Genomic DNA, 24,598 nt, shown 5'->3' on the forward strand with positions numbered 1-24,598 from the left:
CACCCCATGACCACCACCGCCCGGTCCGTGACCGACGCCGTACGCGAGCCGCTGCCGCTGGCCGACGTCGACCTCGCGAACCTCGACCACTTCACCGACGGCGTCACCCCGTGGCGCATGTTCCACACCCTGCGCCACGAGGCCCCCGTCCACTGGCAGCCCGAGGAGGCGCCCAACTCCGGCTTCTGGTCCCTCACGCGGCACGCCGACATCGCCCGCGTCGACCGCGACGCGGAGACCTTCACCTCGACGAGGTTCGTCAACCTCGAAGAGGTCGACGACGACCAGATCAAGAAGCGCGCCTCCATCCTGGAGCTGGACGGGGTCCGCCACCGTGCCCTGCGCAGCCTGCTCCAGCGGCAGTTCGGCGCCAGCGTCATCAACAGCTACGCCGACTTCCTGCGCGGTCTGACCGCGACCACCCTGGACGCGGCCCTCGCCAAGGGCACCTTCGACTTCGTCAAGGAGGTCTCCGCCGACTTCCCCATCAACGTCCTCGCCCGGCTCCTGGACGTGCCACCGGAGGACAACCAGCAGCTCATCGACTGGGGCAACCGCATCATCGGCAACACCGACCCCGACTACGCGGACGTCCTGCTGCACAGCGAGGAGAGCGAGAAGTACCGCGACCTGCCCTTCCGCTCCCCCGCCTCCCTGGAGGTCTTCGCCTACGGCCGCGAGCTGGCCCGGCAGCGACGCGGCGGCACCGGCACCGACCTGATCTCCAAGCTGGTCAACGAGACCCCGCGCGACGGCGTCCCCCTGTCCCCGCAGGACTTCGACAACTACTTCCTGCTCCTGGTCGTCGCCGGCAACGAGACCACCCGCCACACCATCACCCACTCCATGCTGGCCCTCATCCAGCACCCCGAACAGCTCGCCCGCCTCCAGGAGGACCCCTCCCTCATCCCGACGGCGGTGGAGGAGTTCCTGCGCTGGGCCTCCCCCGTCTACCACTTCCGCCGCACCGCCACCCGCGATGTGGAACTGGGCGGCAAGCACATCAAGGAGGGTGACAAGGTCGTCATGTGGTTCGCCTCCGGCAACCGCGACGAGGAGGTCTTCGGCAACCCCTACGACTTCGACGTGACCCGGCAGAACAACGACCACATCACGTTCGGCAAGGGCAGCCCCCACCTGTGCCTGGGCAACCTGCTGGCGCGCACGGAGATCCGCATCATGTTCGAGGAGCTGATTCCCCGCCTGGCGGACATCAAGCTGGCCGGGGACGTCCCGCGGGTCCGCTCCAACTTCGTCAACGGCATCAAGAAGCTGCCGGTCGAGGTCACTCCGGCCTGACGGCCACGGCGGCCCGGCCCGCGACACCATCGAGGTCTTCCGCGACCGCCGTTCACCGCTCTCCGCCGAAGTGGCGGATGCGGGCGGCGGTCGCGGGGACGTAGGGGAGCCAGTCACCGGCCGTTCCGGCGGCGACGAACTGGGCGAGAGCGCTCGCGAACGCGCGGCCCAGCGCGCGCTGGGCATCGCCGGCACCGGCGAGTACGGGGCTGTCGGGGTAGGCGTCGAAGGTGTCGAAGAGGAAGGGCAGTTCGGCGCAGTGGGTGGCGCCCAGGCCGTACGCGTCGTCGGTGGGGGCGTAGTCGAACTGGTAGACGTAGGTGGTGTTGCCGTCGGCCGCGTGGTGGTCGGCGATCTCCAGTGAGCCGTCGCGGAAGAGCCCGTCGGTCCGCGCCGCGGTGAAGATCTGCGCCGGTGTCGCCTGCGGCTGCCGGGTGGCGTGCCGCTGGTAGGCGTCCTGGGCGGCCTCCCGGCCGACCTGGGCGGTGAGTACGTCCAGCGCGGTGGCGGCGGCGAGGTTCTGGATGCGGGGATCGAAGGCGAGGAACGCCGTCGCCTCGTCGCGGGTGGTGCCGATCAGCAGCGGCTTGCCCTCCAAGGCGCCGTCGGCGAGGGCCTGCTGCCGGGTACGGGGCATACCGGGGGCGCCGAGCACCGGATACATCGGCGGGGCGGCGTTGCCCGGAGCCGCGAGCTGCGCGGAGAGCCGGCCGTAGGCGTCCAGCAACCGCTCGGCCGGCAGCGCGCGCAGGGTCTTCGCGGGGTCGGCGCCGGCCGGGACGCCCAGCAGGCGCAGGTAGGCGTCGGCGTTCTCGGCGGCCTGGTGGGGATCCTGCGGGCTCAGGCCGAAGGGACCGCTCTCCAGCAGCACCCGGGTGATGGATCCGCTCGTCCCGGGATCGAGCGCGAGCGACAGGGCCGAGTACGCCCCGGCGGACTGCCCGCCGACGGTGATCGTCCGCGGGTCGCCGCCGAACGAGGCGATGTTGTGCCGCACCCAGCGCAGCACGGCGGCCTGGTCCTGGGAGCCGAGGTTGGCCGCGCCGATCTCCGGCAGGTAGAGGTAACCCAGCGGTCCCACCCGGTAGTTGGCGGTGACGACCACGATGTCGCCCAGGGCGGCGAGGCGACCGCCGTCGTACCAGTCCCAGCCGCCGGAACCGCTGGTGAAGCCGCCGCCGTGCCACCAGAGCAGGACCGGCCGGGCCGCGCCGTCCGCCGCCGCCCGGCGCGGGGTGAAGACGTTGACGGTCAGGCTGCCGTCCTCGTTCCAGTCCGGCACGCGCCGCCCCTGCACCCGCTCCAGCCGGGAAGCCGCCTGCGGGACGGACGGGCCGGCCTGCGCCGCCTCCCGCACGTCCGTCCAGCCCGGGTGCGCCCGCGGCGGCGCGAACCGCAGCTCGCCGACCGGCGAGGCGGCGTAGGGGATCCCCCGGAAGGAGACCGCCTCGCCCTCCGCGATTCCCCTGACCTTGCCCCGGTCGGTGTCCACGACCGTGCGCTCGATGCCAGCGGTCACCGTGCCCACCTGCTTTCTCTCGTCTCGACTGCCCTGAGACGTTTCCAGGCCGGAACGAGAATCCGAGCCAGGATGGACCATCCCCATCGAGGAAGAAGGACATCGGATCCTCATCCATGGAGAGAGTGCGCCACCAGATGAACGCAACGGACAGCCGGATCGCCGCCGCGCTGCCGGCGGCCCCGCGTGCCTCCTGGCGCACGGTCAGCCGCGTCCTCGGCATCTCGGAACGCACCGTCGTACGCCGTGCGGCACCGCTGTTCGGCGACGGCACGCTGCGCGCCACGGCCGTACGCAACCCCGCGCAAGCGCCGAGCCAGGAGCCCGTGGCGATGCCGACCTGGAACGCGGAGGTGGCCAGGGCCATGGGCGGGGTCCGGGCGAGGGTGCGCGCACCACTCGTCGGGCCAACTGTCGCGCTCGGGGATCAGCTGGGGCGCCGGGTCCTCAGGACACGCCGACGGAGCCCGAGCCGCTCCCTCCGTCTTCCGGCCCGGTGAGCCGGGTGGCGAGGCGGTAGGCGACGGTGACGTCGCGGTACTCCTCGCCGGGCACGATCCTGTCGGGCAGGCGGGTTCGGTCGCTGTGGCTCGTCGACTCCCGCTCCCCGGTGCCGGGGAAGCGGACGGCCGTCCTGGGTTCCTCCGCGAATCGGAGACGCTCGGCGTGCACCGTCGACCGGAACGAGATGTCCCATGCCCGGCTCTCCGCTGCCGCGCCTCCCGTTCAGGGCGGCTCCTCCCGCTCCTCGGTGGCGCGGTGGCGACGGGGCCGGAGCGCCGGCTTGCCGTCCTCGGTGCGCGCTCGGCGGGCGCGGGTACCTTCCTGGTCCCGGACGGCCCGGCGCCGGCCCTCCGCGGGCTTGCGCACCCCACCCCGTCCGGCGGGCTCGGTGCGACGCGCGGTGCCGCCCGCCGCGTGCGGGACGTCCGCGATGCCGCGTCCGCCGTCCCGCGCCGCCTCGGCAGCCGCTTCCGTCACGTCTGAAGCCGTTTCGGCCAGCTTCCCCGTGGCGGCGCCGACCTCCGCCCCGGTCTCGCCGACGACCCGGCTCGCCGCACCGCCGGCCTCATCCACCACGCGCCCGGCAGCGGTGCCCACGCCCTGAACGGCGCTTCCGGCCCCCTGGCCGATGTCCTGGGCCACCGAGCCGACGCCGTGACCGACGTCCTGTACGGCGGCACGGGCGCCCAGGCCGACGTCCTGGACTGCCCTTCCGGCCCCCGTACCCAGCTCTCCGACGGCCTGACGGGCTCCGCCACCGACGTCCCGCACCGCGGACCCGACCCCCCGCGCCACCTCACGCAGGATCTCCGGATTGTGGTCGAGCGTGGTCAGCACGCGGTTGATGATCGAGGCGACGTTGTCGAGACGCACCCTGAGCTGAGCCTGCGCCTCCACCCCCGAGATGCCCAGGTGCACCCGGCCCAGCGCGACATCGGCGCCCACGTTCAGCTTCACCAGGTCGAGCACCTCGGCTTGCAGCGACACGTGCGCGCGCAGGTCCTCGACGTCCAGGTCGATCTCGTCGACCTTCAGCACCGGAACGTCGAGGAAGACGTCGGGGTCGGTACCGGCGGCCACCCGCGCGACGGTTGTCCCGGCGCCGGGGACGGCCGCTGCCTCATGAGCCGTGGCGGTGCTGTCGTAGGGCTCCGGCTCGACGTCGTACGGCTCGGGCTCGGTGTACTCGTCGATGTCCTCGGTGATGTCCTGGGCGTGGGGTTCCCCGTCGTACGGGTCACGCTCCTCGACGGCCCCGTCGTCGTTGTCTGCGTTGCCCTGCGCCACCGCGCCTCCCCGAGTCAGCCGTCACTTTCGTCCCATTTTGTTCCAGCATGGCGATTGGTGCGCGCCGATCGGTGCGCTGTCAACAGCGCTTCCGTACGGGCTGCCGTGCCGCCGTCCGCTCCGGCGTTTCCGCTCCCCGAAAGGCGAGCAGTGCGCTGACGAGCGCCTCGGGAGCCTCTTCGGCCATGTGGAGGCGCTGCGGCGGCGCCGTGAATGGTTCCACCGGCACGTCGAGGCGCACCTGGTGCTCTGGTGGATCCCCGCCGGTCACCTCCCGACCGTCGACGAGGCCCTGGAGCGGCCGGCGGACCTGCGGACCCACGGGCCGTCCCCGCGCGCGTTCACCTTCGCCCCCTACACCGCGGCCGAGGCCGCCCGGGACACCCGGCCGGCGCCGGGCTCGGACCCGGCGGCGGTTCAGATCAACCAGGACGCCACGCCGAGCCCTCCGACCTAGGGCCGGCAACGGCCCGAAGCACTCACGGCCGAGCAGCCGCACCAGAGCAAGCGCCCCATTTGCCCGATTATCCTGGAGCGGTGGAGTCATACCCGCTTCCTTCGGGCAGCGATCACGGCGACCGGACGCCGCTGGGCGCCGGAGTGCGCCCGGAGATCCTGGCTTCCTGGCAGCGCTCGCACTCTCTCGGCATCGACCGCGAGCGGGCGGTCCTGCCGATCGAGAGCGACCTGGATCCCGACTCCCGGCTGATCAGGGCCGCCGCGCCGGTGCTGACCCGCCTGTACGAACGGTTCTCGGGCGTACCGGTGACCGTGGCACTGGCCGACTCACGGGCGCACATCGTGGACCGGTGGGGCGACCCGGCGGGGCTGGAACTGATGGACGCCGCCTCCCTGGTGCCGGGCGCCAACGTCGACGAGCGGTTCATGGGAACCAGCAGCGTCAGCATGGTCCTGAGCACCAGGGCACCGTTCGTGGTCGTGGGCCACGAACACTTCCTGCACGACCTCAAGGAGCTCACCTGTATGGCCGCGCCGGTGCGCGACCCGGTGGGCGGCACCGTGCGGGGCGCGGTCAACCTCTCCGTCCCCCGGGAACTGGCCGACCCCGGCATGGCGCTGGTCCTGCAAGAGGCCACCGAACGCATCGGGGAACGCCTGCTGGAGCTGAGCACGGCCCGCGAGCTCGAACTCACGCACTCTTTCCGCCGGTCCATGGAGCGCGGCGGGCATGCCGAGCTGGACCTCGCGTCGGGAGAGCTGTCCCGGCGCGGCGGACCGCCGCCCCGGCTCGCCTCGCAGGAACGGCTGACCCTGCTGGAGCGTGCCGTCGAGCTGATCTCCTCCAACGGTGAGGCGTTCGCCGAGGTGCCGCTCGCGGGCAGTCGCGTGGCCGTCCTGCGCCGACGCGAGCTGCACCACGGTGACGCGGAGGGGGCGGCGGTCGAGGTCAGTTTCGAGGACACCGGCGGTACGGGTCCGGCGCGTCCGGCCACCGCGACCGCCGCCGATGGCCGTGTGCCACTCCTGAACCGCCCCGCCGAGGCGGCGCAGCCGCACGCCGGCGGGACGACCGACGCGTGGCTGCTGCTCGTGGGCGAACCGGGCGTCGGCCGGCTCGCCGCCGAGGCGCGCGGACGGCTGGCCCTGCTGAACGAGGCAGGTGTCCGGCTCGGCACCACCCTGGACCTGTGGCGTACCGCCGAGCAACTGGCGGAGATCACCGTGCCGCGCTTCGCCGACCTGGTCGTCGTCGACCTGGTCGAAGGCGTCCTGGCGGGCGAAGAGCCACCGCCCGGACCGCTGCGCGCCGACGTACCGCTGCGCCGGGTGGCCGCCTGGGCCGGCGACGACGCCCGCGACCTCCCGGTCGACGGGGTGAACGAGCCGGCCGGCTACCCGGCCGGAACACCCCAGGCCCGGTGCCTGGAGACCGGGCAGCCGGTCACGGACTCGGTGGTGACCGCCGCCCTGGCCGGGCACCCGACCAGCCGGGTGCACCCCGTCGGATTCCTCGGCGAGGGTGCGCACTCCTACCTGGCGGCTCCGCTGTCCGCCCGGGGATCCGTCCTCGGCCTGGCGGGGTTCTACCGACGCGGCAGGACGAGGCCGTACGAGCAGGACGACCTCACGCTGGCCGGCGAGCTGGCGGCCCGCGCCGCGATCAGCATGGACAACGCCCGCCGCTACCGCCGGGAGCACCACGCCTCCCTCACCCTGCAACGCAGCCTGCTGCCGCATGCCCTGCCCCGGCTGAGCACCGTCGGCCTCGCCTCCCGGTATCTGCCCGCGGACACCAGGTCAGGCGTGGGCGGGGACTGGTTCGACGCGATCCCGCTCTCCGGCATGCGCGTGGCGCTGGTCGTCGGTGACGTGCCCGGAAACGGGTTGCAGGCGGCAGCGACCATGGGCCGGCTGCGTACGGCGGTACGGACGCTGGCCGGTCTGGACCTGCTGCCCGAGGAGGTGCTGGCCCACCTGGACGACCTGGTCAGCCGCACCCCTGAAGAAGACGCCGACGACCAGGACCCGGCGACCGGGACGACCTGCCTGTACGCGGTCTACGACCCGGTGTCCTGCCGGTGCACGGCCGCGACCGCCGGTCATGCGCCGCCGGCCCTGCTGACCCCGGACGGGGAGGCCCGGCTGATCGACCTCCCGACCGGTCCGCCCCTCGGGCTCGGCGGGCTCCAGCCGTACGAGTCCGCCGCCGTCGACCTGCCCCCGGGCAGCCTGCTGACGATGTACACCGACGGACTGCTGAAGGAGAGCCGCGGCTACGAGGACACCGAGGCGCGCACCGCGCAACTGCTGGCCTCCCTGCGCCTCGCCGGTCCTGGGCTGGAGGACACCTGCGACGGGCTCACGGCCGCCCTCCTGCCCCAGGGCCCGTCCGACGACGTGGCCCTTCTGCTGGCCCGTGTGCACGCGCTGCCCGAGGACCGGATGGCGTCCTGGGAATTCCCGTCCGACCCCGCGGCCGTGGCCCGGGCCAGGACGCTGACCCGTGCCCAGCTCGCCACCTGGGGCATGTCGGAGCTGGACTTCAACACCGGGCTCGTGGTCAGCGAGCTGGTCACCAACGCCGTGCGGTACGGCGGCCCGGGGCCGGTGGGCCTGCGGCTGCTGCGCGACGACTCACTGATCTGCGAGGTCTCCGACGGCAGCAACACCTCTCCTCGGATCAGACGCGCGGCCACGACCGAGGAGGGCGGACGCGGCCTGTTCCTCGTGGCGCAGTTCACGAAGAGCTGGGGTGCCCGCTACATGCCGCAGGGCAAAACGGTGTGGGCCGAGCAGATTCCGCAGCCGGAGCAGCCTGCGCCCGAGACGGACGAGCAAGCACTGCTGGCCATGTTCGACGACCCCGGCTGACCCGCCGCCGGTCGCGGCCGGTCAGTCGGGGACGGAGTCCACGGTGGCGTAGCTGTGCAGTACCTGGTCCGTTCCGGTCAGCGCCAGCATGCGCCGTACGCGTTCGCTGGGTGCGATCAGCGCGAGGCGGGCGCCGGTGCTCCGGGCCGTGCGGTAGACCGCGATCAGGCAGGTGAGCCCGGTGGAGTCCAGGAAGGTGACGTCGGACAGGTCCACGAGCACGCTGTGCCCACCGGTGAGCACCAGGGGTTGCAGGGCGTCGGCGAGGTGTGAGGCGGTGTGCAGGTCGAGGTCGCCCACGACCGTGACGAGGTGACGGTCGGTGCCCAGACGGCGTACGTGCACCCGGAGGGTGTGCGGACGATCACGGAAGGCCGACCGGTCGGTGTTCATGACCGCCTCTTTCCACGGGGGCCCGGGCTCACGGGGTCAGCTCCTGCTGGTGGCCGCCGCGCCACTCGGTGAGCAACACGGTGGCGTCGTCGTCGAGCTTGCCGTCATGGTGTTCCATGATGGCGGCCATCAGCCGGCGCAGGGTCTCGTGCAGGGTGTGCCGGCCGGAGTGGTGACGGCGGATGAAGTCGACGAACCGTTCCTGGCCGAATTCCGTCCCGTACCTGTCGCGGGCTTCGACCACGCCGTCGGTGTACAGCAGCAGGCGATCTCCGGGTTCGAGCTGCTCGGTGGCCGTGGTGACCGGCAGGCCGAGGTCGGCGCCCATGGGGCCGGCCGGGGGACAGGCCAGTTCGGTGGTCCAGCGGTTGCCGCGGATCAGGATGGGCAGGTGCTGGCCGCGGTTGATCCAGGTCAGCCGGCCGCTCTCCATGTCCAGGTCGGCCATGATGCCGGTGACGTAGCGGCTGGTGCCGAACTGCTCGATCAGCGTCTCCTCCACCGACCGGCTGGTCTCGGTCAGCGAGGCACCCTGGCGGCGGGCGTTGCGGCAGGCGGCCACGGCGACGTTCGCGGTGATCCCGGCGGTGGTGTCGTGGCCCATGGCGTCGAAGACGCCCAGGTGGAGGGTGCTGCCGGCCACCGCGTACTCGAAGGCGTCGCCGCCCACCTGGTAGGCGGGCTCCATCACCGCGCCGACGGTGACGTCGTGACCGGCGTAGGCGGGTGGCGGGGTGAGGTTCCACTGCATCTCCGCGGCCACGTTCATCGGCTCCGTACGCACCAGACGCGCGTAGGAGTCGCTGAAGGACCGCTTGCTCAGCAACAGCAGGGCCGTCATCGACGCCAGGTCGCGCAGGGCTTGGCGGACGGGTTCGTCGTCGCTGTCGGTGTCGGCCCGCAGCACACCCAGCCGTTCCACACCGTCGGTGACGGCCACCCACCACCGCCGCCCGCCCGGACGGTCGCGTGTCCCCTCCCATCCGGGTTCGGTGAGCATTTCCACACGCCGGTAGGCTCGGCCGGGCAGACTGCCCGCAACGGTGAACTCCTGCCCGCGGTCCCCGGCACCCAGCCCCCGACCCGTGAGCCGGCGCAGCACCGTCTCCCGGATGTCCACCACGAAGAGGGCCACGTCGTGCATGCCTGCCACGGCGGCGTGGTCGGCGATCAACCCCGGGAGCTCTTCGAGCGTAGCCGTATGACTGGCCTGCATCAGCCGCAACAGCGACGCCGCGCTGTCGGTCACCGCGCCCCTCTTTCCTGGCCGCTCGGGTCATGTCCATCCTCGGCCACCACACGGGTACCCGCTCCCCGACAGCACGCGCGGCCCGGCAGCAGGCATGCTCGCGCCCGCCTGGATCCGGTGGCTCGGACCGATCACGGGACGGTGGTGTCCGGTGCGCGTGCGGCGCCGGTCAGGGCTCCCGGGCCTGGCCGAGCTGGCGCTGGAGGCTCCCGGTGAGGTGCTCCGTCATGGCTTCCGCGGCGCGCTCGGGCTTGCGGCGCAGTATCGCGCGTACGACACGTTCGTGTTCCGCGAGCGTCGGGTCGTCGGCGTTCCCGGCGCTCCTGATGCGGAAGACATGCAGATGGGAGTGGAGCCGCTCCACCGCGTCGGCGAGCAGCGGACGTTGCGAGGCCACCGCGATGGTGTCGTGGAAGCGCTGGTCGAGAGCGGCGAAGCCGCGGTAGTCCGCGTAGCGCCCCGTCGGCCCCGGGTGGGTCTGCATCTCCTCCACGAGCCGCTCGATGGCGTCGAGTTGCTCCTCGGTGGCGTGGGCGGCGGCGAGGGCCGCCGCTCGCGGTTCCAGCAGGAGCCGCATCTCGAAGAGCTGCTCAAGGCCCTCGCGCGTCAGCAGCTCCGTCGCCCGGTACCCGGACAGCGACCTCTTGACCACGAGTCCGTCGGACTCCAGCCTGGCCAGTGCCTCGCGGACGGGCGTGGGCGAGACTCCGAGAGCACGCGACAGCGCTTCGATCCCCACGCGGGCGCCCGGAGCGATCTCATGGTCCATGACCATGGCCTTGATCTGTTCGTAGACGCTGTCCGAGAGGACCTGGCGACCGGCACGGGCGGATCGGCTGCTCCCGGACTCCGGGACCCCGGCGGAGGAACTGTCATGCTGTGGCATCCGTTCTCCTGTTCCTGCCGCTCCAGGCTGTCGGGACGATGCAGTTTACCGAGGTGAGCACGTTGCCCGGCCCGGGGTCGGCCGGGTTTCAGGGCGTGCGGAACACCTGTTCCACCGAGGCCCGCCACTCCCCCGGTGCCGCCTCCCGCACGCACGGTGCCACGGACTTCATTCCGCCTCCCTTTCCGTGGTCACCGCCGGGAGCGCACGGTCGTGGATGATGCGGATGATCCGGCCGCTCATCCGTTCGTAGTCCCCGTCGTTGTCGACCTCGCCGCGGATGCGGTGGTCGGCCATGACGAGGACACGGTCCGCCAGCGTGATCATCTCGGTCAGGTCGCTGCTGATCAGCAGGATCGGCAGACCTTCGCCGGCCAGCTCCCACAGGAGCCGGTGGAAGGCGTGCTTGGTGCGCACGTCGACGCCCACGGTCGGTTCGTCGACGATCAGCAGGCGGGTGTCGGCCGCGAGCCACTTCGCCATACTCACCTTCTGCTGGTTGCCGCCGGACAGTTCACCGGCGTTCTGCTCAAGGCCCGAGATGCGGATCCCGAGCCGGTCGACCAAGTCCTGTGCCGCCTGCCGCTCCTCGGCAGCGGGAACGTACCCGAGGGCCTTGGCCAGCTTCTTCCACACGGTGACCGTGATGTTCCGGTGGATGGGCTGTTCGAGGAAGACGCCCTCTTCCTTGCGGTTCTCCGTCAGGTAGCCGATGCCGAAGTCGTGCAGCGCCTGGCGGGGCGAGGCGATCCGGACCGGGGTGCCGTGCATCCTGACCTCACCGGCGGTGATCCGGTCGAGGCCCAGTACGGCTTTGACCAGTTCGCTGCGCCCGGCGCCGACGAGACCGTAGAGACCGACGATCTCGCCGGGGCGCACCTCCAGGGAGACGTCCTGGTGGCCGTCGGCGGTGGAGACGCCGTCGAGCGCGAGGACCGGGGCGGCCGTACGGTCCGGGGCGCGTGGCGGCATCTCGGTCGCCGTGTGCGCGCGTCCCACCATCAGGTTCACGATGTCGTCGTGGGTGTGGCCGGCGAGCGGCGAGGACTCCAGCACGGACCGGCCGTCGCGCAGCACGGTGACGGTGTCGCAGAGCGCGAAGACCTCTTCCAGTTTGTGGCTGACGAAGACGACGCATGTGCCACGGGCCGTCAGCCGCCGGACGACACCGAAGAGGCGATCGGCCTCCCGCGGGGACAACGACGCGGTCGGCTCGTCGAGCAGCAGCACCCGGCTCTCGGTGTAGAGCGCCTTCGCGATCTCCACCAACTGCTGCTGGGCCACCGACAGTTCGCGTACCGGCCGGAGCGGGTCCAGGTCCAGGTCCAGCTCGGCCAGGCAGCGCAGGGCGGGCGCGCTCATGGCCCCGCGGTCGACGAACCCACGGCGCGCGGGAGGGCTTTGCAGGGTGATGTTCTCCGCCACCGAGAAGTCGGGTATGAGGTTGCGTTCCTGGTGGACGACGCCGATGCCGGTGCGGGTGGCCTCCAGCGGCGAGCGCAGGCGGACCTCTTCGCCGCGCCAGGTGAGCCGGCCGCCGTCGGGCGCGTGGACGCCGGTCAGGACCTTGATGAGCGTGGACTTGCCCGCACCGTTCTCGCCCAGCAGCGCGTGTACGGATCCGGCCGTCAGGCGCAGTCCGACGCCGTCCAGGGCCCGTACTCCGGGGAAGACCTTGACGATCTCCCGGCCTTCGAGAAGGACGTCGTTCACTGCCCACCTCCCGCGTTCGGCAGGGTGGCGTCGGCCGTCGGTCCCCGCCCGGCCGGTGCCGGCGGGGTACGGCCGTGCGCCTTCCCCCTCTTCTCCAGATGCGTCTGGTGGACGCGGCCACCGACCACCGTGCCGAGCACGACCAGGCCGATGAGGAAGTTCACCCAGCTCGGGTCGAGCGAGAACTGGGCGCGCGCGGCGTCGATGAGCCGCATCACGAACGCCGCCAGCACCGTGCCGAACACCGCGACGGAGCCCCCGCTGAGCCCGACGCCCCCGATGATCGGGGCGGCGAAGCTCGGCAGCAGCCAGTCGCCGCCCACGCTGCGGTTGACGCCGGGCAGTGACGCCGTCGCGGTCACGGCGGCGACGCCGACCAGGAGGCCGGACAGGGTGTGCGCGAGCACGATCTGCCGGTCGGTGGAGATGCCGGACAGCCTCGCCGCCAGCGGGTTGCCGCCTGCCGCGAGGAGCCGTCGTCCGGCGGTCGCGCGGTACAGGAACACGGCCAGCAGTCCCGCCACGGCGAGTGCGGTGAGGAACACCAGCGGGACGTTCAGCGGGGCCGCCCTGCCGAGCTCCTTGAGGGCCGGTGAGTAACCGTCGACGGTACGTGTGCCGGCCAGCCGGTACTGCGCCCCCAGCAGGATGGTCATCACGCCGAGCGTGACGATGAAGCCGTTGATCCGCGTGGCCACGATGAAGACACCGGTCACCAGACCGACCAGCATCGCCGTGAGGACGCCGGCCGCCACCGCGATGGGTGCCGGGACGCCGCCGTCGGCCATCAGGACGCCCATCAGACAGGCCGTGCAGCCTCCCAGGGCGCCGACGGCGAGGTTGAGCTGTCCGACGCACAGGGCGACCATCTGGGCCAGCCCGATGAGGACCGGCGTGGCCAGGTACTGGAGGAAGGTCCGTACCGACGGTCCTTGGAAGAACTCGCCCGACGAGGCGATCCCCAGGGCCAGGTAGCCGCCCAGCGTGACGCACAGCAGTGTCGTGGTCGTGGAGCGGGAGAAGCGGCGCAGGGCCGCGGAGGTCCGGGCTCCGTACTCATTGATCGTGATCACGTGGAGCGCACCACCTTGCGGTAGGACACGACGGCGCGCACCCGGTCGGCCGACAGGGCCAGCAGCAGGACGCAGCCGAGGTAGATGTTCAGGCTCTCCAGGCCGACGCCGAGCAGGTCCAGGCCCTTGCGGATGACCGCGACGAGGGAGGTGCCCAGCAGCGCTCCGACCACGCAGACGACCCCGCCGGTGAGGAGGGTGCCGCCGAGGACCGCGCCGAGGAACGAGGGCAGCATGAAGTCGTCGCCGATGGAGGCGCGGAACGTGCCGGTGCTGACAGCGGCCATGAATCCGGCGAGCGCGGCGAGCAGTCCGGACAGGCTGTGCGCGAGGATCACGCGGCGGCCCGTGGGGATGCCCGACAACTCCGCCGCCTTCGGGTTGGCCCCCGTCAGCAGCAGCTCCCGGCCCATCCGGGTGCGGGTGTACAGGAAACCGAGACCGACCAGTGCCAGCACCGTGAACTGCGCCATCTGCGGCACGGCCGGGGATCCGCAGACGCGACCGACGCAGATGTCGGCGAGTGAGGCGGAGCGCAGGTCCAGCAGCCCGCTGGGCCGCGTGGTGAAGGCCGCGTTCTCGGTCAGCGCCGAGTAGAGCAGGGAGACCAGTCCCATCAGCGCGAAGTCCATGGCCAGGGTGACCACGAAGGAGCTCACACCGGTCCGGGCGATGATCCAGCCCGTCAGGCCGCCGATGACGGCTCCGGCGAACAGACAGACCAGGAGGCCGAGTTGGAGCGGAAGGTGGAGCCGGTCGTAGCCGAGGCCGGCGAAGAGGGCACCGAAGGCCGCCATCCGGCCTACGGCGAGGTTCATGTGTCCCACGGAGAGGACGGCCAGCTGGGCGAGCGCCACCACGGTCAGCGTCGAGATCTCCCGCAGCAGGGGGAACAGCACGAGCCGCTGGTCGAGGAACGCCGGGCGCAGGACGCCGAACAGCGCGGCGAGGGCGACGGTGAGCACCAGGAGCCCGAGCCGCTGGTCCACCCAGAACGGCAGCCGCCGCGGGGGGCGCTGTGCGCCGGCCGCCTCGCCGGCCACGTGCTCCGGTGCCGTGACGGGTGTCCTCATGCCACCCTCCTGTCGTCGATGGCGTCCATGTCCCAGTCGATCCCGATCCCCGGCACGTCCGGTGCCACCGCCCGTCCGTCACGGACCGTCAGCTCGGTGCGGGTCACCGCTCTCAACTGCGGGATGTACTCGACGAACATGCCGTTGGGCACCGCGGCGGCCAGGCTCACGTGCAGTTCCATCAGGAAGTGCGGACAGACCATGGCGTTGTGGCTCTCCGCCGTGTGCGCGACCTTCAGCCACGGGGTGATGCCGCCGACGCGCGCGGCGTCGACCTGCACGACAGAGGCGGCGCCCGACTCCAGGTACGTGCGGAACTGCATGGCGGAGTACAGGGATTCACCGACGGCGAGGGGGATTCTCGTCGCGGCGGCCAGGCGGGCGTGTCCGCTGACGTCGTCGGCCGGGAGGGGCTCCTCGAACCAGTACGGTCCGTAGGGCTCAAGGGCAGCCGCGAGGTGGAGGGCCGACGAGATGGTCTGTGACTGGTTGGCGTCGGTCATGATGTGCATGGACGGGCCGACCGCCTCGCGGACGGCGCGCAGCCGCTCGGCGTCCTCGGCCACGTGCGGCTTCCCCACCTTGATCTTGACGCCCGCCCATCCGGCCCGCTGGGCCGCGCGGGCGGAACGGACCAGGTCGTCGGTGCTCAGGTGGAGCCAGCCGCCCTCGGTGTCGTAGAGCGGGACCTCCTGGCGGTGGCCGCCGGCCAGCCGCCACAGCGGTTCACCGGCGCGCTTGCACCGCAGGTCCCACAGGGCGGTGTCCACGGCGGCGAGGGCCAGGGAGGTGATGGCCCCGGTGGTGGTGGCCCGTGTCGTGGCGAACAGCCGCTGCCACAACGCCTCGACGTTACGGGCGTCCGCTCCGACGAGGAGGGGCAGCAGGTGCTCCCGGAGCAGGGCCAGGACGGATGATCCGCCGGTGCCGATCGTGTAGGCGTAGCCGGTTCCCCGGAGGCCGTCCCCGGTGGTGATCTGGACGAGGATCGTCTCCTGTTTGACGAAGGCCTGCACGGCGTCCGTGCGGTCCGTCTCCACCGCGATGTCGGCGAGCAGCGCGGTCGCGGTCGTGATGATGGTCATCGGGCGGGGTCCGCTTTCCGTAGGGCCGTCGGTGGTCACTCGCAGACGAGGAGCGTGTCCGCGAACTCCTTCTTGAGCTGCTCGGTCCTCGCTTTCCTGGCCGCGTCGTAGGTGCCCGCGTTCGCCTTCGTGACCACGAACGAACCGGAGTCGACGGTCTGGCCCGGGTGGCGCATGGCGCACTGCTTCGTCTGCAACAGCGCCAGCGCCCAGGTGCCCACCTCGGCCTGTCCCACGGGGTTCTGCACGACGGTCGCGGCGACCGAGCCGTCCTTGATCGCGCCGAGGATCTTGGCGTCGTCGTCGATGGCGACGACCTTGGCGGCGGACCCGGAACTCCTCACCGCGTCGGCGGCGGCGACGGCGGGGTTGTAGGCGGTGGTGACGATGCCCTGGATCCGGTCGCCCTTGGCCGCGAGCAGGTCGGAGACCGCCTTCTGCGCGGTTTGCAGGTCCTTGTCGACGTCGGTGATGGTCTGCAACAGCCTGACCTTGCCGCCGGTCTCCTTCACCGCCTTGGCCACGCCCTTGATGCGCAGCTGTGTGTTGGCGTCCACGTTGTTGCCGGTGAGGTGAACGAGCGTGCCCTTGCCGCCCATTGCGTCGATCGCGGCCCTGGCCGCCTTGTAGGCGGCGACCTCGACGTCCGTGGACAGGCAGAAGTCGGCCTTGTCGGTGGGGCCGGCCGGGCAGGAGGCGAGAGAGGCCACGGCGAAACCCTGTGACCTGAGGTCCTCGAAGGTGGTGTTGATGTCGGTGGGCGACACCCCGAAGACCCCGAACGCGTTGTACCCGCGGGCCGCGAGCGTGGAGAGCAGGTTGTCCTGCTTCTGCTGGTCCCACTCGGCGGTCTCGTCGAAGGTCACGCCCCCGAGGCCGTACTCCTTCTTCGCGGCGGCGCCCGCGGCTTTCCAGGGCTGGAAGTACGGGTGGGCGCCGCCGGGCACGAGGGCCACCTTGACGCCCGACCCGTCGGCCAACTCGGCGCTGCCGGTGCCGGACTTGCCGGTCGCGGGGGCCCGGGTGCCGGTGTCGGCGCCGGAGTTCTTGATGGTGCAGGCCGCCGGGGCCGCCAAGAGCACGGCGGCGGCAACCCCTGAGAGGACGGAACGGGTCGGGGGACGCATCTCCACCACTCCCCAGAATCAAATAGGAAATCGGTACGGCGATGCTTGGCCACCCGGCGCCGCGCGTCAACCCCTCGGACCGCACAATCGGTTCCGACCTGCTCGGAGAGGCGTACGGGCCCGGCCGTGACGGTCCGTCGCTCGGTCATCGTCACGTCGGACCGGATCAAAACCCTATAGGAATCATGACGTCAACAGTGGACCCCGGGTCCTGCTGGGAACGGCCGAGATGCTGCCACCGACACCGGACCCGAGTCCTTCGATCCACCGTCAGAATGCGCGCACTGCCAGCCGTTTCAGAGGTTCAGCGCCCCTCCGGTAAGCACTTCTGAAGAAGTGTGGTTTTTTCATTGACAGCGGAAAAGAGTCACGCCTAGGTTTCCGGCCATGCGCCCGACCTCCCCCCGTGAGTCGGTCCCCACGATGACTCCGGCCGCTTCCCTGGTCTTCACCACACTGCTCTCCCACGGCCCGCTCACCCGGGCCGAGGTCGCGCGGCGGACCAGCCTCTCCGCCGCCGCCGTCACCAAGGCGGTCCGTCCGCTGATGGAACTCGGCTACCTGGTCGAGGGGGTGGACGAAGAGGCGCCGCCCGCCGTGGGACGCCCGGCCAGCCTGGTGTGGGTGGACGGCGGGAAGGCGCTGTTCATCGGGCTCAAGGTGACAGGCGACGAGATCATCGCCGTACTGGCCGACCTGTGTTGTCGTATCCGGATGTCCCGGCACGTACACCTCACGGGCCGCGAGCCGGAGGTGGTGCTCCCCGCGATCATCGCGCTGGTACAGGAGTTGCTCACCGAAGCCGTCGGATTCGGCGTGCGGGTGCGGGGGCTGGGCATCGCGATCTCGGGGGACGTGGACCGGGCCGAGGGGGTGGTCCGTTACTCGCCCTTCCTGGAGTGGCGAGACGTGCCGCTCGCCGAACTCACCGCCGCCGCGACCGGGTTGCCGGTCACGGTCGACAACGACGTGCGGGCGCTCACGGTCGCCGAGCACTGGTTCGGGGCCGGAGTCGGACTCTCGCACTTCGCCCTGGTGACCGTGGGCGCCGGCATCGGCTGTGGCCTGGTGGTGCACGGACGGGTGGTGTCGGGCGCGCACGGCGTGGCCGGCGAGATCGGGCATCTGTCCCTCGACCCGCTCGGCCCGCGGTGCCACTGCGGCAACCGGGGATGCGTGGAGGCGATCGCGGCGGACCCCGCGATCGTCCGCGCGGTGCGCGCGGCCACCGGCAAGCAGGTGACCGACACCGCCGAGGCGCTGGACCTGGCCCACCGGGAGGACCCCGGTGCCCGCGCGGTCTACGCACGGGCCGGCGAGGCCATCGGCAAGGCGATCGGCTCCCTGGTGAACATCCTCGGTCCCGAGCGGGTGATCATCTCCGGGGAGGGCCTGGCCGCCTACGACCTCTTCGCCGAGGGCATCCGGAACGCGTTCGCCGCGTCCGCCTTCGGTACCGCCGCACGCTGTGACGTGGTGACACGTCCTCTCCCCTTCGAGGAGTGGGCCCGCGGGGCCGCGGCCACCGCGATCCAGTCCTTCATGGGATCGGACACGTACGAGGAGCAGACCATGACGCTGCACAGTCGCGGCCCGTAGGCCGCCGACGCCTCCCGCCGCCGGACGGCCCCCAGGCGCTGTCCGGCGCCGGGGCCGCCACGAGCCCGGCGCCGCCCGCACTCGCCGACGGCGACGCGCGGCCGGACGCGAAGACGGTTCCCCTCCCCACGTTCGTCGCGTCAGGTGCGCCCATGACCGCGACCCCCTGCTCTCCTGGTGCGCCGCACGCCACGGCGACGGCGCACCAGCGGGCTCCCCATCGGCTCGGGCACGGACCGAGCCGCCGTTCCGACGCCCCGGCGGTCGGCCGCTCGACCGCCTCCCCCGGCGTCCCGCCCGGTACCGCACCCGTCCCCCACCGGGTACCACCGCACGATTCCGCTCACCCACCCCCAGGAGGCGACCCATGCGGTCATCCCCGTACACAGCCCTGCGCGGAACCCGCCCCGGCTTCCCGCGCCGCACCCTCAGAGCGACGCTGGTGCTGGCCGTCACGGCCGGACTCGCCACAGCGGTCCCGGCCGTCGACCAGGCCATGGCCGCCACCGCCAAGTCCTCGTCCACGGCCACGGCCACGGCCACTGATTCCGCTTCGACGACGGCCGACGCCACCTCCGGTCTCGCGGCCAAGCCCTACATGGGCTGGTCGAGTTGGAGCATGCAGTCCTCCCAGTACCCGGGGCTGAATCCGGACGGCAGCTACAGCTACCTCACCGAGGCCAACGTGCTGAAGCAGGCGGACGCCTTGGCCGCCACGCTGAAGAAGTACGGCTACGAGTACGTCAACATCGACGCCGGCTGGTGGATGGACCAGAACTGGACGTCCGAGTTCGACCAGTACGGCCGGCAGACGCCCGACCCGGTCCGGTTCCCGAACGGGATGAAGTCCGTCGCCGACCACATCCACGCCAAGGGCCTCAAGGCCGGCATCTACCTGCCCGTCGGCCTGGAGAAGGGGGCGTACGGCGAGGGCAAGGTGCCGATCCGGAACGCCCCCGGCTGCACCACCGCGGACGTGGTCTACCCCGACCTGCGCACCACCAACGGCTGGGACAGCGCCTACAAGCTGGACTTCGACAACCCCTGCGCGCAGAAGTACATCGACTCGCAGGCACAGATGCTCGCGGACTGGGGCTACGACTTCCTGAAGCTCGACGGCGTGGGTCCCGGCTCGTTCAAGTCCGGAGACAACTACGACAACGTCCCGGACGTCGCCGCCTGGCACAAGGCCATCGGTGACACCGGACGCCCGATGCACCTGGAACTGTCCTGGTCGCTCGACATCGGCCACGCCGCCGACTGGAAGAAGTACTCCAACGGCTGGCGCATCGACACCGATGTGGAGTGCTACTGCAAGACCCTGGTCACCTGGGAGAACTCGGTCAACGACCGGTGGAACGACGCCCCCGCGTGGAGCGGCAAGGCAGGCCCGGGAGGCTGGAACGACCTCGACGCGATCGACGTCGGCAACGGGGAGATGGACGGCCTCACCCCTGCCGAGCGGCAGAGCTACATGACCCTGTGGGCCATCAACAAGTCGCCCCTGTACACCGGTGACGACCTCACCAGACTGGACGACTACGGCCTCTCCCTGCTGACCAACCAGGAGGTCATCGCCGTCGACCAGAACGACTCGCCGGTGGCACGCCCCGTCACGCCGATGGGCGACCAGCAGGTCTGGGGGACCAGGAACGCGGACGGCAGTTACACCGTCGCCCTGTTCAACCTCGGCGACTCCTCGGCCTCCGTCACCGCTGACTGGGCGTCGTTCGGCTTCACCGGCGCGGCGTCCGTACGCGACCTGTGGAGGCACCAGAACCTCGGAACGTACAAGAACAGGATCAGCGCGACGCTGCCCGCGCACGGCTCACGGCTGTTCACCGTCAAGCCGGGCGGCACGCCGCTGGCGACCACCCGCTACGAGGCCGAGTCCGGGAACAACACCCTGACCGGCAACGCCTCCCTCGCCTCGTGCGACTCCTGCTCCGGCGGCAAGAAGGTCGGCAACCTCTACCTCGACAGCAGGTTGCAGTTCAACGACATCACGGTGAAGAAGGACGGCATCTACACCATCAACGTCGCCTACGTCAGCGGTGACCCCCGGTCGGTGACCGTCTACTCCAACAGTGGCAACGGCACCCGTCTGAAGTTCCCCTCCACGGGTGGCTGGAGCACGGTCGAGACCGTCAGCGTCCAGCTGGCCCTGAAGGCGGGCTCCAACAGCATCACGTTCGACAGCGGCTGGGACTACTCCCCCGACATCGACAGGATCGATGTCCCCAAGACCGCCTGACCCACAGGTGGGCCCGGCAACAGTTCCGGGCCCACCGCCTCGCACCACACCCGACGGCCCCGCATCCGTCGTTCCCGCACGCGCCGTTCCCCGGACATGGAGTGCACCACGTGGACACCCAGCACACCGATTCGCGCGAGAACCGTCCCAGCCGCAGAGGCTTCCTCTCCCTCGCCGCCACCGCCGGCATGGCCGCCGCGCTCGGCGGTATGCCGAGCTTCACCGCGTCGGCGGCCCCTTCCCGCCCCGCCTCCTCACCCATGCTGTCCGCCGCCGCCGCCACGAAGAACCAACTGTGGTGGCGGGCCCCCGGCTCCTCCACCTCGATGATCCAGCAGGGCCTGCCGGTCGGGAACGGGCGCCTCGGAGCGCTCGTGAGCAACGACCCCTCCAGCGAACTGCTGACGATCACCGACGCCACCCTGTGGACCGGTGGCGCCAACGACACCCTCCAGGACGACGGCCAGTTCCCCTACGGGCGGGACGACTTCGGCTCCCTGACCCTGCTGGCCGAACTCACGGTCGACATCCCCGGTCACGACCTGGGCTCCGTCGACAACTACCGCCGTACCCTGGACCTGGCCCAGGGTTTCGTCAGCGCGTCCTACGACCTGTCCGGCGTCACCTACCAGCGGCAGATCTTCGCCAGCCGCCCCGACGACGTCATCGTCGTGTACTTCTCCCAGCTCGGCGGCGGCACCTACACCGGCACCGTCACACTGGCCGGCACCCACGGCGAGCGCACCACCGCGGCCGGCACGGAGCGCTACGCCTCGTTCGGGGCCTCCCTCGCCAACGGCCTGAAGTACGGCGCCGCCGTCACGGCGACCAGCAGCACCGGCACGGTGACCGTCAGCGGTACGTCCCTCTCGTTCCGTGGCTGCCAGGACCTCACCGTCGTGGTCAGCGGCGGCACGAACTACGCGCCCGACGCGGCGAGCGGGTTCCGCGACCCGGCCCTGGACCCGGAGCGTCTGGCGCGCACCAAGGTCAAGGACGCGGCCGGCCACTCCGCGAGCACCCTGCTGCACACCCACGTCGCGGACTTCCGCCCGGTGTTCGAGCAACTGGCCGTCGACCTCGGCACGTCGTCCACCGCACAGCGCAAGCTGGACACCTGGCAACGGATACAGGCCCGCTACCGGGACAACGTCCCGGACCCGGAACTGGAGGCGGCCTACCTCCAGTTCGGGCGCTACCTGATGATCTCGGGGTCACGGGGCGTGCTGCCCATGGGTCTCCAGGGCCCGTGGCTGGACGGCAACGACCCGGACTGGATGGGCGACTACCACACCGACATCAACGTCCAGATGAACTACTGGCTGGCCGATCGCGCCGGTCTGTCGGACTGCTTCGACACCTTCACGGACTACTGCCTCGCGCAACTGCCCTCGTGGACGGACGTCACGCGGCGGCTGTTCAACAGTCCGACCAACAGGTACCGCAACTCCAGCGGGAAGACAGCCGGCTGGACCGTGGCCATCTCCACCAACCCCTACGGCGGAGGCGGCTGGTGGTGGCACCCGGCCGGCAATGCCTGGATCTGCCAGAACCTGTTCGAACACTACGAGTACACCCAGGACAGCGCCTACCTGGAGAAGATCTACCCCCTGCTCAAGGGCGCCGTGGAGTTCTGGGAGGCACGCCTCATCACCACGACCGTCACCGACGCCTCCGGCTCCTCACGCGAGGTCCTCATCGCCGACAGCGACTGGTCCCCCGAGCAGGGCCCGCTCGACGCCAAGGGCATCACCTACGCCCAGGAACTGGTGTGGAACCTCTTCGGCAACTACCGCACCGCGACCCGGGTGCTCGGCAGGGACACCTCCTACGCCGACACCGTCGACGGACTGCGCCAACGCCTGTACCTGCCCGTGGTCAGCCCCAAGACCGGCTGGCTGGAGGAGTGGATGTCGCCCGACGATCTGGGCGAGACCACACACCGGCACCTGTCCCCGCTCGTCGGTCTCTTCCCGGGCGACCGGATCCGCCCGGACGAGTCCACCCCGAAGGACATCCTCGCCGGCGCGACCGCCCTGCTGACCGCGCGCGGCATGAACAGCTACGGCTGGGCCAACGCCTGGCGCAGCCTGTGCTGGGCCCGGCTGAAGAACGCGGAGAATGCCTACCAACTCGTCGTCAACAACCTGAAGCCGTCGGCGGGCGGCAGCAACGGCACCGCGCCGAACCTCTTCGACATCATGGACATGGGGCAGGGCCGCGGCATCTTCCAGATCGACGCGAACTTCGGCACGCCCTCCGCGATGATCGAGATGCTGGCCTACTCGCGGCCGGGCCACGTCGAGTTGCTGCCCGCTCTGCCCGCCGCGTGGGCGGGGTCCGGCTCGGTGTCCGGAGTCGGCGTGCGGGGCGGCTTCGTCGCCGACCTCAAGTGGAAGAACGGCAAGGTCACCCAGGTGACGTTGAAGAGCGTCGGCGGTCGTGACACGACCGTGTTCGCGGGCGGCACTTCGCGGAGGGTCAGCCTCAAGCCGGGTGGGTCCGTCACGTTGAGCAACCTCGGCTGAGGTCAGTCTGAGCAAGCCCGGCCGAGGCCGGTGCCGCACACCACGAACACCCCGAGCCAACCCCCGATGACCCGTCATCAGCGGGCCGCCCCGCCGTGCGGAATCCGTCCGTCTTCGGCGGGGGCGGGACCGGGCCGGACTCCCCGCGGAGCCGGCCCGCCGCGGATGACGCGGAGAGTGGAGAGAACAACGATGTCCCCGGAAAAGGAAGGCACGGCGGCGGATCGCCGACCGCGTCGCAGATCCCTGCTGTCCGTGTTCGGCGCTGTGACCGGGATGATCCTCACGGTCGTTCCGTTGAGCACCGCGCATGCGGCGAGCGCCGCCGCCACATCGCCCTCGCAGAGCAAGGGCACCCGGGTCAGCGCCTGGTCGCCCAGCATGACGACCGGCGGCCCGTCCTTCGACAACCAGACCATACGGATGGTGGTGCACAGCAGCGTCGCGGGTTCGGGCGTACGCATCACCCTGTCGAACCGGTACAGCACCACGCCGCTCGATGTCAGCACCGTGGACGTGGCCGTCCAGGCGAGCGGCGGGGAGGCGACGCGCGGCACCACCCGGAACGTCACCTTCGGAAGCTCGCGCCACGTCACGATCCCCGTCGGCGAAGAGGCGGTCAGCGACGTCGTCCCGATCTCGGTCAGTGCCGGCGAGAACCTGCTCGTCAGCCTCTACGTCCCCGGCGCGACGGGGATGTCGACCTGGCACTCCGACGCGTTCGACACCACGTACATAGCCTCCGGCAACCACGCCGGTGACGACACCGCCGCCGCGTTCGGCACCACCACGACCTCCTGGTACTACCTGGCGGGAATGGACGTCCTGTCACCGTCCGCGAGGGGCACCGTCGTCGCCTTCGGCGACTCCATCACGGACGGCTACCACTCCTCGACCGGCACCTACACCCGGTGGCCCGACTTCCTCGGACGCCGGCTGGGCTCCGGACCGGGGCCGCAGAAACTGAGCGTCGTCGACGCCGGTATCGGCGGCAATCGCGTTCTCACCGACGTCCCGAACCTGTGGCAGGGGGTCAGCGCTCTCAAGCGCTTCGGCCACGACGCCCTCGGCCAGCCAGGCGTCAAGGACGTCATCCTCTTCGAAGGCATCAACGACATCGGCAACAACGCGGGCCCCGACGGCCGGCCGCTGACCGCGCAGGACCTGATCGACGGCTACCGCACCCTGATCGACGAGGCACACGCCGCCCACGTCAACATCATCGGCGCGACGCTGATGCCCGACCAGGGGAACGGGTACTACACGCCCGACGCCGAGAAGATCCGTCAGAGCGTCAACCAGTGGATCCGCACCAGCGGTGCCTTCGACGGCGTCATCGACTTCGACCGGACCATGCGTGACCCCGCGAACCCGGCGGCGCTCAACCCGGCCTACGACTCGGGCGACCACATCCACCCCAACGACGAGGGGATGAAGGCGATGGCCGACGCGATCGACCTGCGGCTCCTGCGCACCTGACACAGGTGGGTGCCGCTCGCGGAGGAGGACGCCGGGTCCTCGTCTCGGATGACCCGGCGTCGTCCTGATGGACGGGCAGGGAACTCGCCCACTGTCCGGTCACGTTGAAAACCGACGTGAACTCCCCCACGCGGCACCGACGCCGACGTGCGGATGGTGGTTTCCTGTTCTCCCGAGCCCAGGCCCCGAGGAGCAGC

General features: G+C 71.1%; 18 protein-coding genes. 8 read left to right on the forward strand and 10 right to left on the reverse strand.

Annotation, left to right across the window (positions count from 1 at the left end):
• Positions 1–6 precede the first annotated feature (6 nt).
• Entirely contained in the window at positions 7–1,299 is a 1,293-nt protein-coding gene (locus tag IE273_RS11900) for a cytochrome P450 (RefSeq protein WP_189815106.1), read from the forward strand.
• Between the two features lie 52 nt (positions 1,300–1,351).
• On the opposite strand, the gene IE273_RS11905 is transcribed toward IE273_RS11900, so the two are convergent.
• Positions 1,352–2,818: a carboxylesterase/lipase family protein gene (locus IE273_RS11905; RefSeq protein ID WP_229887176.1), complete on the reverse strand. Its 1,467-nt coding sequence runs from the start codon at positions 2,816–2,818 to the stop codon at positions 1,352–1,354.
• A gap of 137 nt (positions 2,819–2,955) precedes the next feature.
• Between IE273_RS11905 and IE273_RS43430 the strand changes: the two genes are divergently transcribed.
• The gene (locus IE273_RS43430) at positions 2,956–3,318 is read left to right on the forward strand and encodes an AsnC family transcriptional regulator (RefSeq protein ID WP_229887177.1); all 363 of its coding nucleotides are present in this window, start codon (positions 2,956–2,958) and stop codon (positions 3,316–3,318) included.
• A 226-nt stretch (positions 3,319–3,544) separates the two neighbouring features.
• Here the strand turns inward: IE273_RS43430 and IE273_RS11915 are convergent, their stop codons facing one another.
• On the reverse strand, positions 3,545–4,609 hold the full coding sequence (locus IE273_RS11915; protein ID WP_189815107.1) for a hypothetical protein: 1,065 nt from the start codon (positions 4,607–4,609) through the stop codon (positions 3,545–3,547).
• A 187-nt stretch (positions 4,610–4,796) separates the two neighbouring features.
• Between IE273_RS11915 and IE273_RS11920 the strand changes: the two genes are divergently transcribed.
• Positions 4,797–5,066 (forward strand): DUF3291 domain-containing protein, encoded by a 270-nt coding sequence (locus IE273_RS11920; RefSeq protein ID WP_373309328.1) that lies wholly within the window; start codon positions 4,797–4,799, stop codon positions 5,064–5,066.
• A gap of 80 nt (positions 5,067–5,146) precedes the next feature.
• Positions 5,147–7,942, forward strand: a complete 2,796-nt coding sequence (locus IE273_RS11925) for a SpoIIE family protein phosphatase (protein ID WP_189815108.1) — start codon at positions 5,147–5,149, stop codon at positions 7,940–7,942.
• A gap of 21 nt (positions 7,943–7,963) precedes the next feature.
• Here the strand turns inward: IE273_RS11925 and IE273_RS11930 are convergent, their stop codons facing one another.
• The 8 genes from IE273_RS11930 to IE273_RS11965 all read right to left on the reverse strand — a co-directional run bounded on the left by IE273_RS11930 (position 7,964) and on the right by IE273_RS11965 (position 16,541).
• Positions 7,964–8,335: an STAS domain-containing protein gene (locus IE273_RS11930; RefSeq protein WP_189815109.1), complete on the reverse strand. Its 372-nt coding sequence runs from the start codon at positions 8,333–8,335 to the stop codon at positions 7,964–7,966.
• Between the two features lie 28 nt (positions 8,336–8,363).
• Complete coding sequence (locus IE273_RS11935) at positions 8,364–9,584, reverse strand: PP2C family protein-serine/threonine phosphatase (RefSeq protein ID WP_229887178.1); 1,221 nt, start codon at positions 9,582–9,584, stop codon at positions 8,364–8,366.
• A 169-nt stretch (positions 9,585–9,753) separates the two neighbouring features.
• Entirely contained in the window at positions 9,754–10,470 is a 717-nt protein-coding gene (locus tag IE273_RS11940) for a GntR family transcriptional regulator (RefSeq protein WP_189815110.1), read from the reverse strand.
• Between the two features lie 168 nt (positions 10,471–10,638).
• Complete coding sequence (locus IE273_RS11945; protein WP_189815111.1) at positions 10,639–12,183, reverse strand: sugar ABC transporter ATP-binding protein; 1,545 nt, start codon at positions 12,181–12,183, stop codon at positions 10,639–10,641.
• Positions 12,180–13,256, reverse strand: coding sequence for an ABC transporter permease (locus IE273_RS11950; protein WP_189815112.1), 1,077 nt, complete (start codon positions 13,254–13,256; stop codon positions 12,180–12,182). The genes IE273_RS11945 and IE273_RS11950 overlap by 4 nt, the downstream gene beginning before the upstream one ends.
• The gene (locus tag IE273_RS11955) at positions 13,253–14,329 is read right to left on the reverse strand and encodes an ABC transporter permease (protein WP_189815113.1); all 1,077 of its coding nucleotides are present in this window, start codon (positions 14,327–14,329) and stop codon (positions 13,253–13,255) included. Before IE273_RS11955 ends, IE273_RS11950 begins: the two co-directional genes overlap by 4 nt.
• The gene (locus tag IE273_RS11960) at positions 14,326–15,414 is read right to left on the reverse strand and encodes a mandelate racemase/muconate lactonizing enzyme family protein (protein WP_189815114.1); all 1,089 of its coding nucleotides are present in this window, start codon (positions 15,412–15,414) and stop codon (positions 14,326–14,328) included. Before IE273_RS11960 ends, IE273_RS11955 begins: the two co-directional genes overlap by 4 nt.
• 35 nt (positions 15,415–15,449) lie before the next feature.
• Positions 15,450–16,541: a substrate-binding domain-containing protein gene (locus IE273_RS11965; RefSeq protein WP_189815115.1), complete on the reverse strand. Its 1,092-nt coding sequence runs from the start codon at positions 16,539–16,541 to the stop codon at positions 15,450–15,452.
• A gap of 387 nt (positions 16,542–16,928) precedes the next feature.
• Here IE273_RS11965 and IE273_RS11970 point away from each other — a divergent pair, with 387 nt between their 5' ends.
• The 4 genes from IE273_RS11970 (at position 16,929) to IE273_RS11985 (ending at position 24,401) form a co-directional block, all read left to right on the forward strand.
• A complete protein-coding gene (locus tag IE273_RS11970; protein WP_189815116.1) occupies positions 16,929–18,140 on the forward strand; it encodes an ROK family transcriptional regulator in 1,212 nt (403 codons plus the stop codon).
• 367 nt (positions 18,141–18,507) lie between these two features.
• A complete protein-coding gene (locus tag IE273_RS11975) occupies positions 18,508–20,394 on the forward strand; it encodes an alpha-galactosidase D (protein WP_189815117.1) in 1,887 nt (628 codons plus the stop codon).
• Between the two features lie 110 nt (positions 20,395–20,504).
• Positions 20,505–22,922, forward strand: coding sequence for a glycosyl hydrolase family 95 catalytic domain-containing protein (locus IE273_RS11980; protein ID WP_189815118.1), 2,418 nt, complete (start codon positions 20,505–20,507; stop codon positions 22,920–22,922).
• A 297-nt stretch (positions 22,923–23,219) separates the two neighbouring features.
• The gene (locus tag IE273_RS11985; protein ID WP_229887179.1) at positions 23,220–24,401 is read left to right on the forward strand and encodes an SGNH/GDSL hydrolase family protein; all 1,182 of its coding nucleotides are present in this window, start codon (positions 23,220–23,222) and stop codon (positions 24,399–24,401) included.
• Positions 24,402–24,598: the final 197 nt, after the last annotated feature.

This window comes from Streptomyces olivaceoviridis (genome assembly GCF_014650115.1).
GTDB classification, from domain to species: Bacteria; Actinomycetota; Actinomycetes; order Streptomycetales; family Streptomycetaceae; genus Streptomyces; species Streptomyces olivaceoviridis.

Excerpts from the sequence above, each read along its gene's own strand:
- IE273_RS11955 (WP_189815113.1), bottom strand. The coding sequence starts at position 14,329 with ATGAGGACACCCGTCACGGCACCGGAGCACGTGGCCGGCGAGGCGGCC.
- IE273_RS11970 (WP_189815116.1), top strand. The coding sequence starts at position 16,929 with ATGCGCCCGACCTCCCCCCGTGAGTCGGTCCCCACGATGACTCCGGCC.
- IE273_RS43430 (WP_229887177.1), top strand. The coding sequence starts at position 2,956 with ATGAACGCAACGGACAGCCGGATCGCCGCCGCGCTGCCGGCGGCCCCG.
- IE273_RS11965 (WP_189815115.1), bottom strand. The coding sequence starts at position 16,541 with ATGCGTCCCCCGACCCGTTCCGTCCTCTCAGGGGTTGCCGCCGCCGTG.
- IE273_RS11900 (WP_189815106.1), top strand. The coding sequence starts at position 7 with ATGACCACCACCGCCCGGTCCGTGACCGACGCCGTACGCGAGCCGCTG.
- IE273_RS11960 (WP_189815114.1), bottom strand. The coding sequence starts at position 15,414 with ATGACCATCATCACGACCGCGACCGCGCTGCTCGCCGACATCGCGGTG.
- IE273_RS11940 (WP_189815110.1), bottom strand. The coding sequence starts at position 10,470 with ATGCCACAGCATGACAGTTCCTCCGCCGGGGTCCCGGAGTCCGGGAGC.
- IE273_RS11930 (WP_189815109.1), bottom strand. The coding sequence starts at position 8,335 with ATGAACACCGACCGGTCGGCCTTCCGTGATCGTCCGCACACCCTCCGG.
- IE273_RS11975 (WP_189815117.1), top strand. The coding sequence starts at position 18,508 with ATGCGGTCATCCCCGTACACAGCCCTGCGCGGAACCCGCCCCGGCTTC.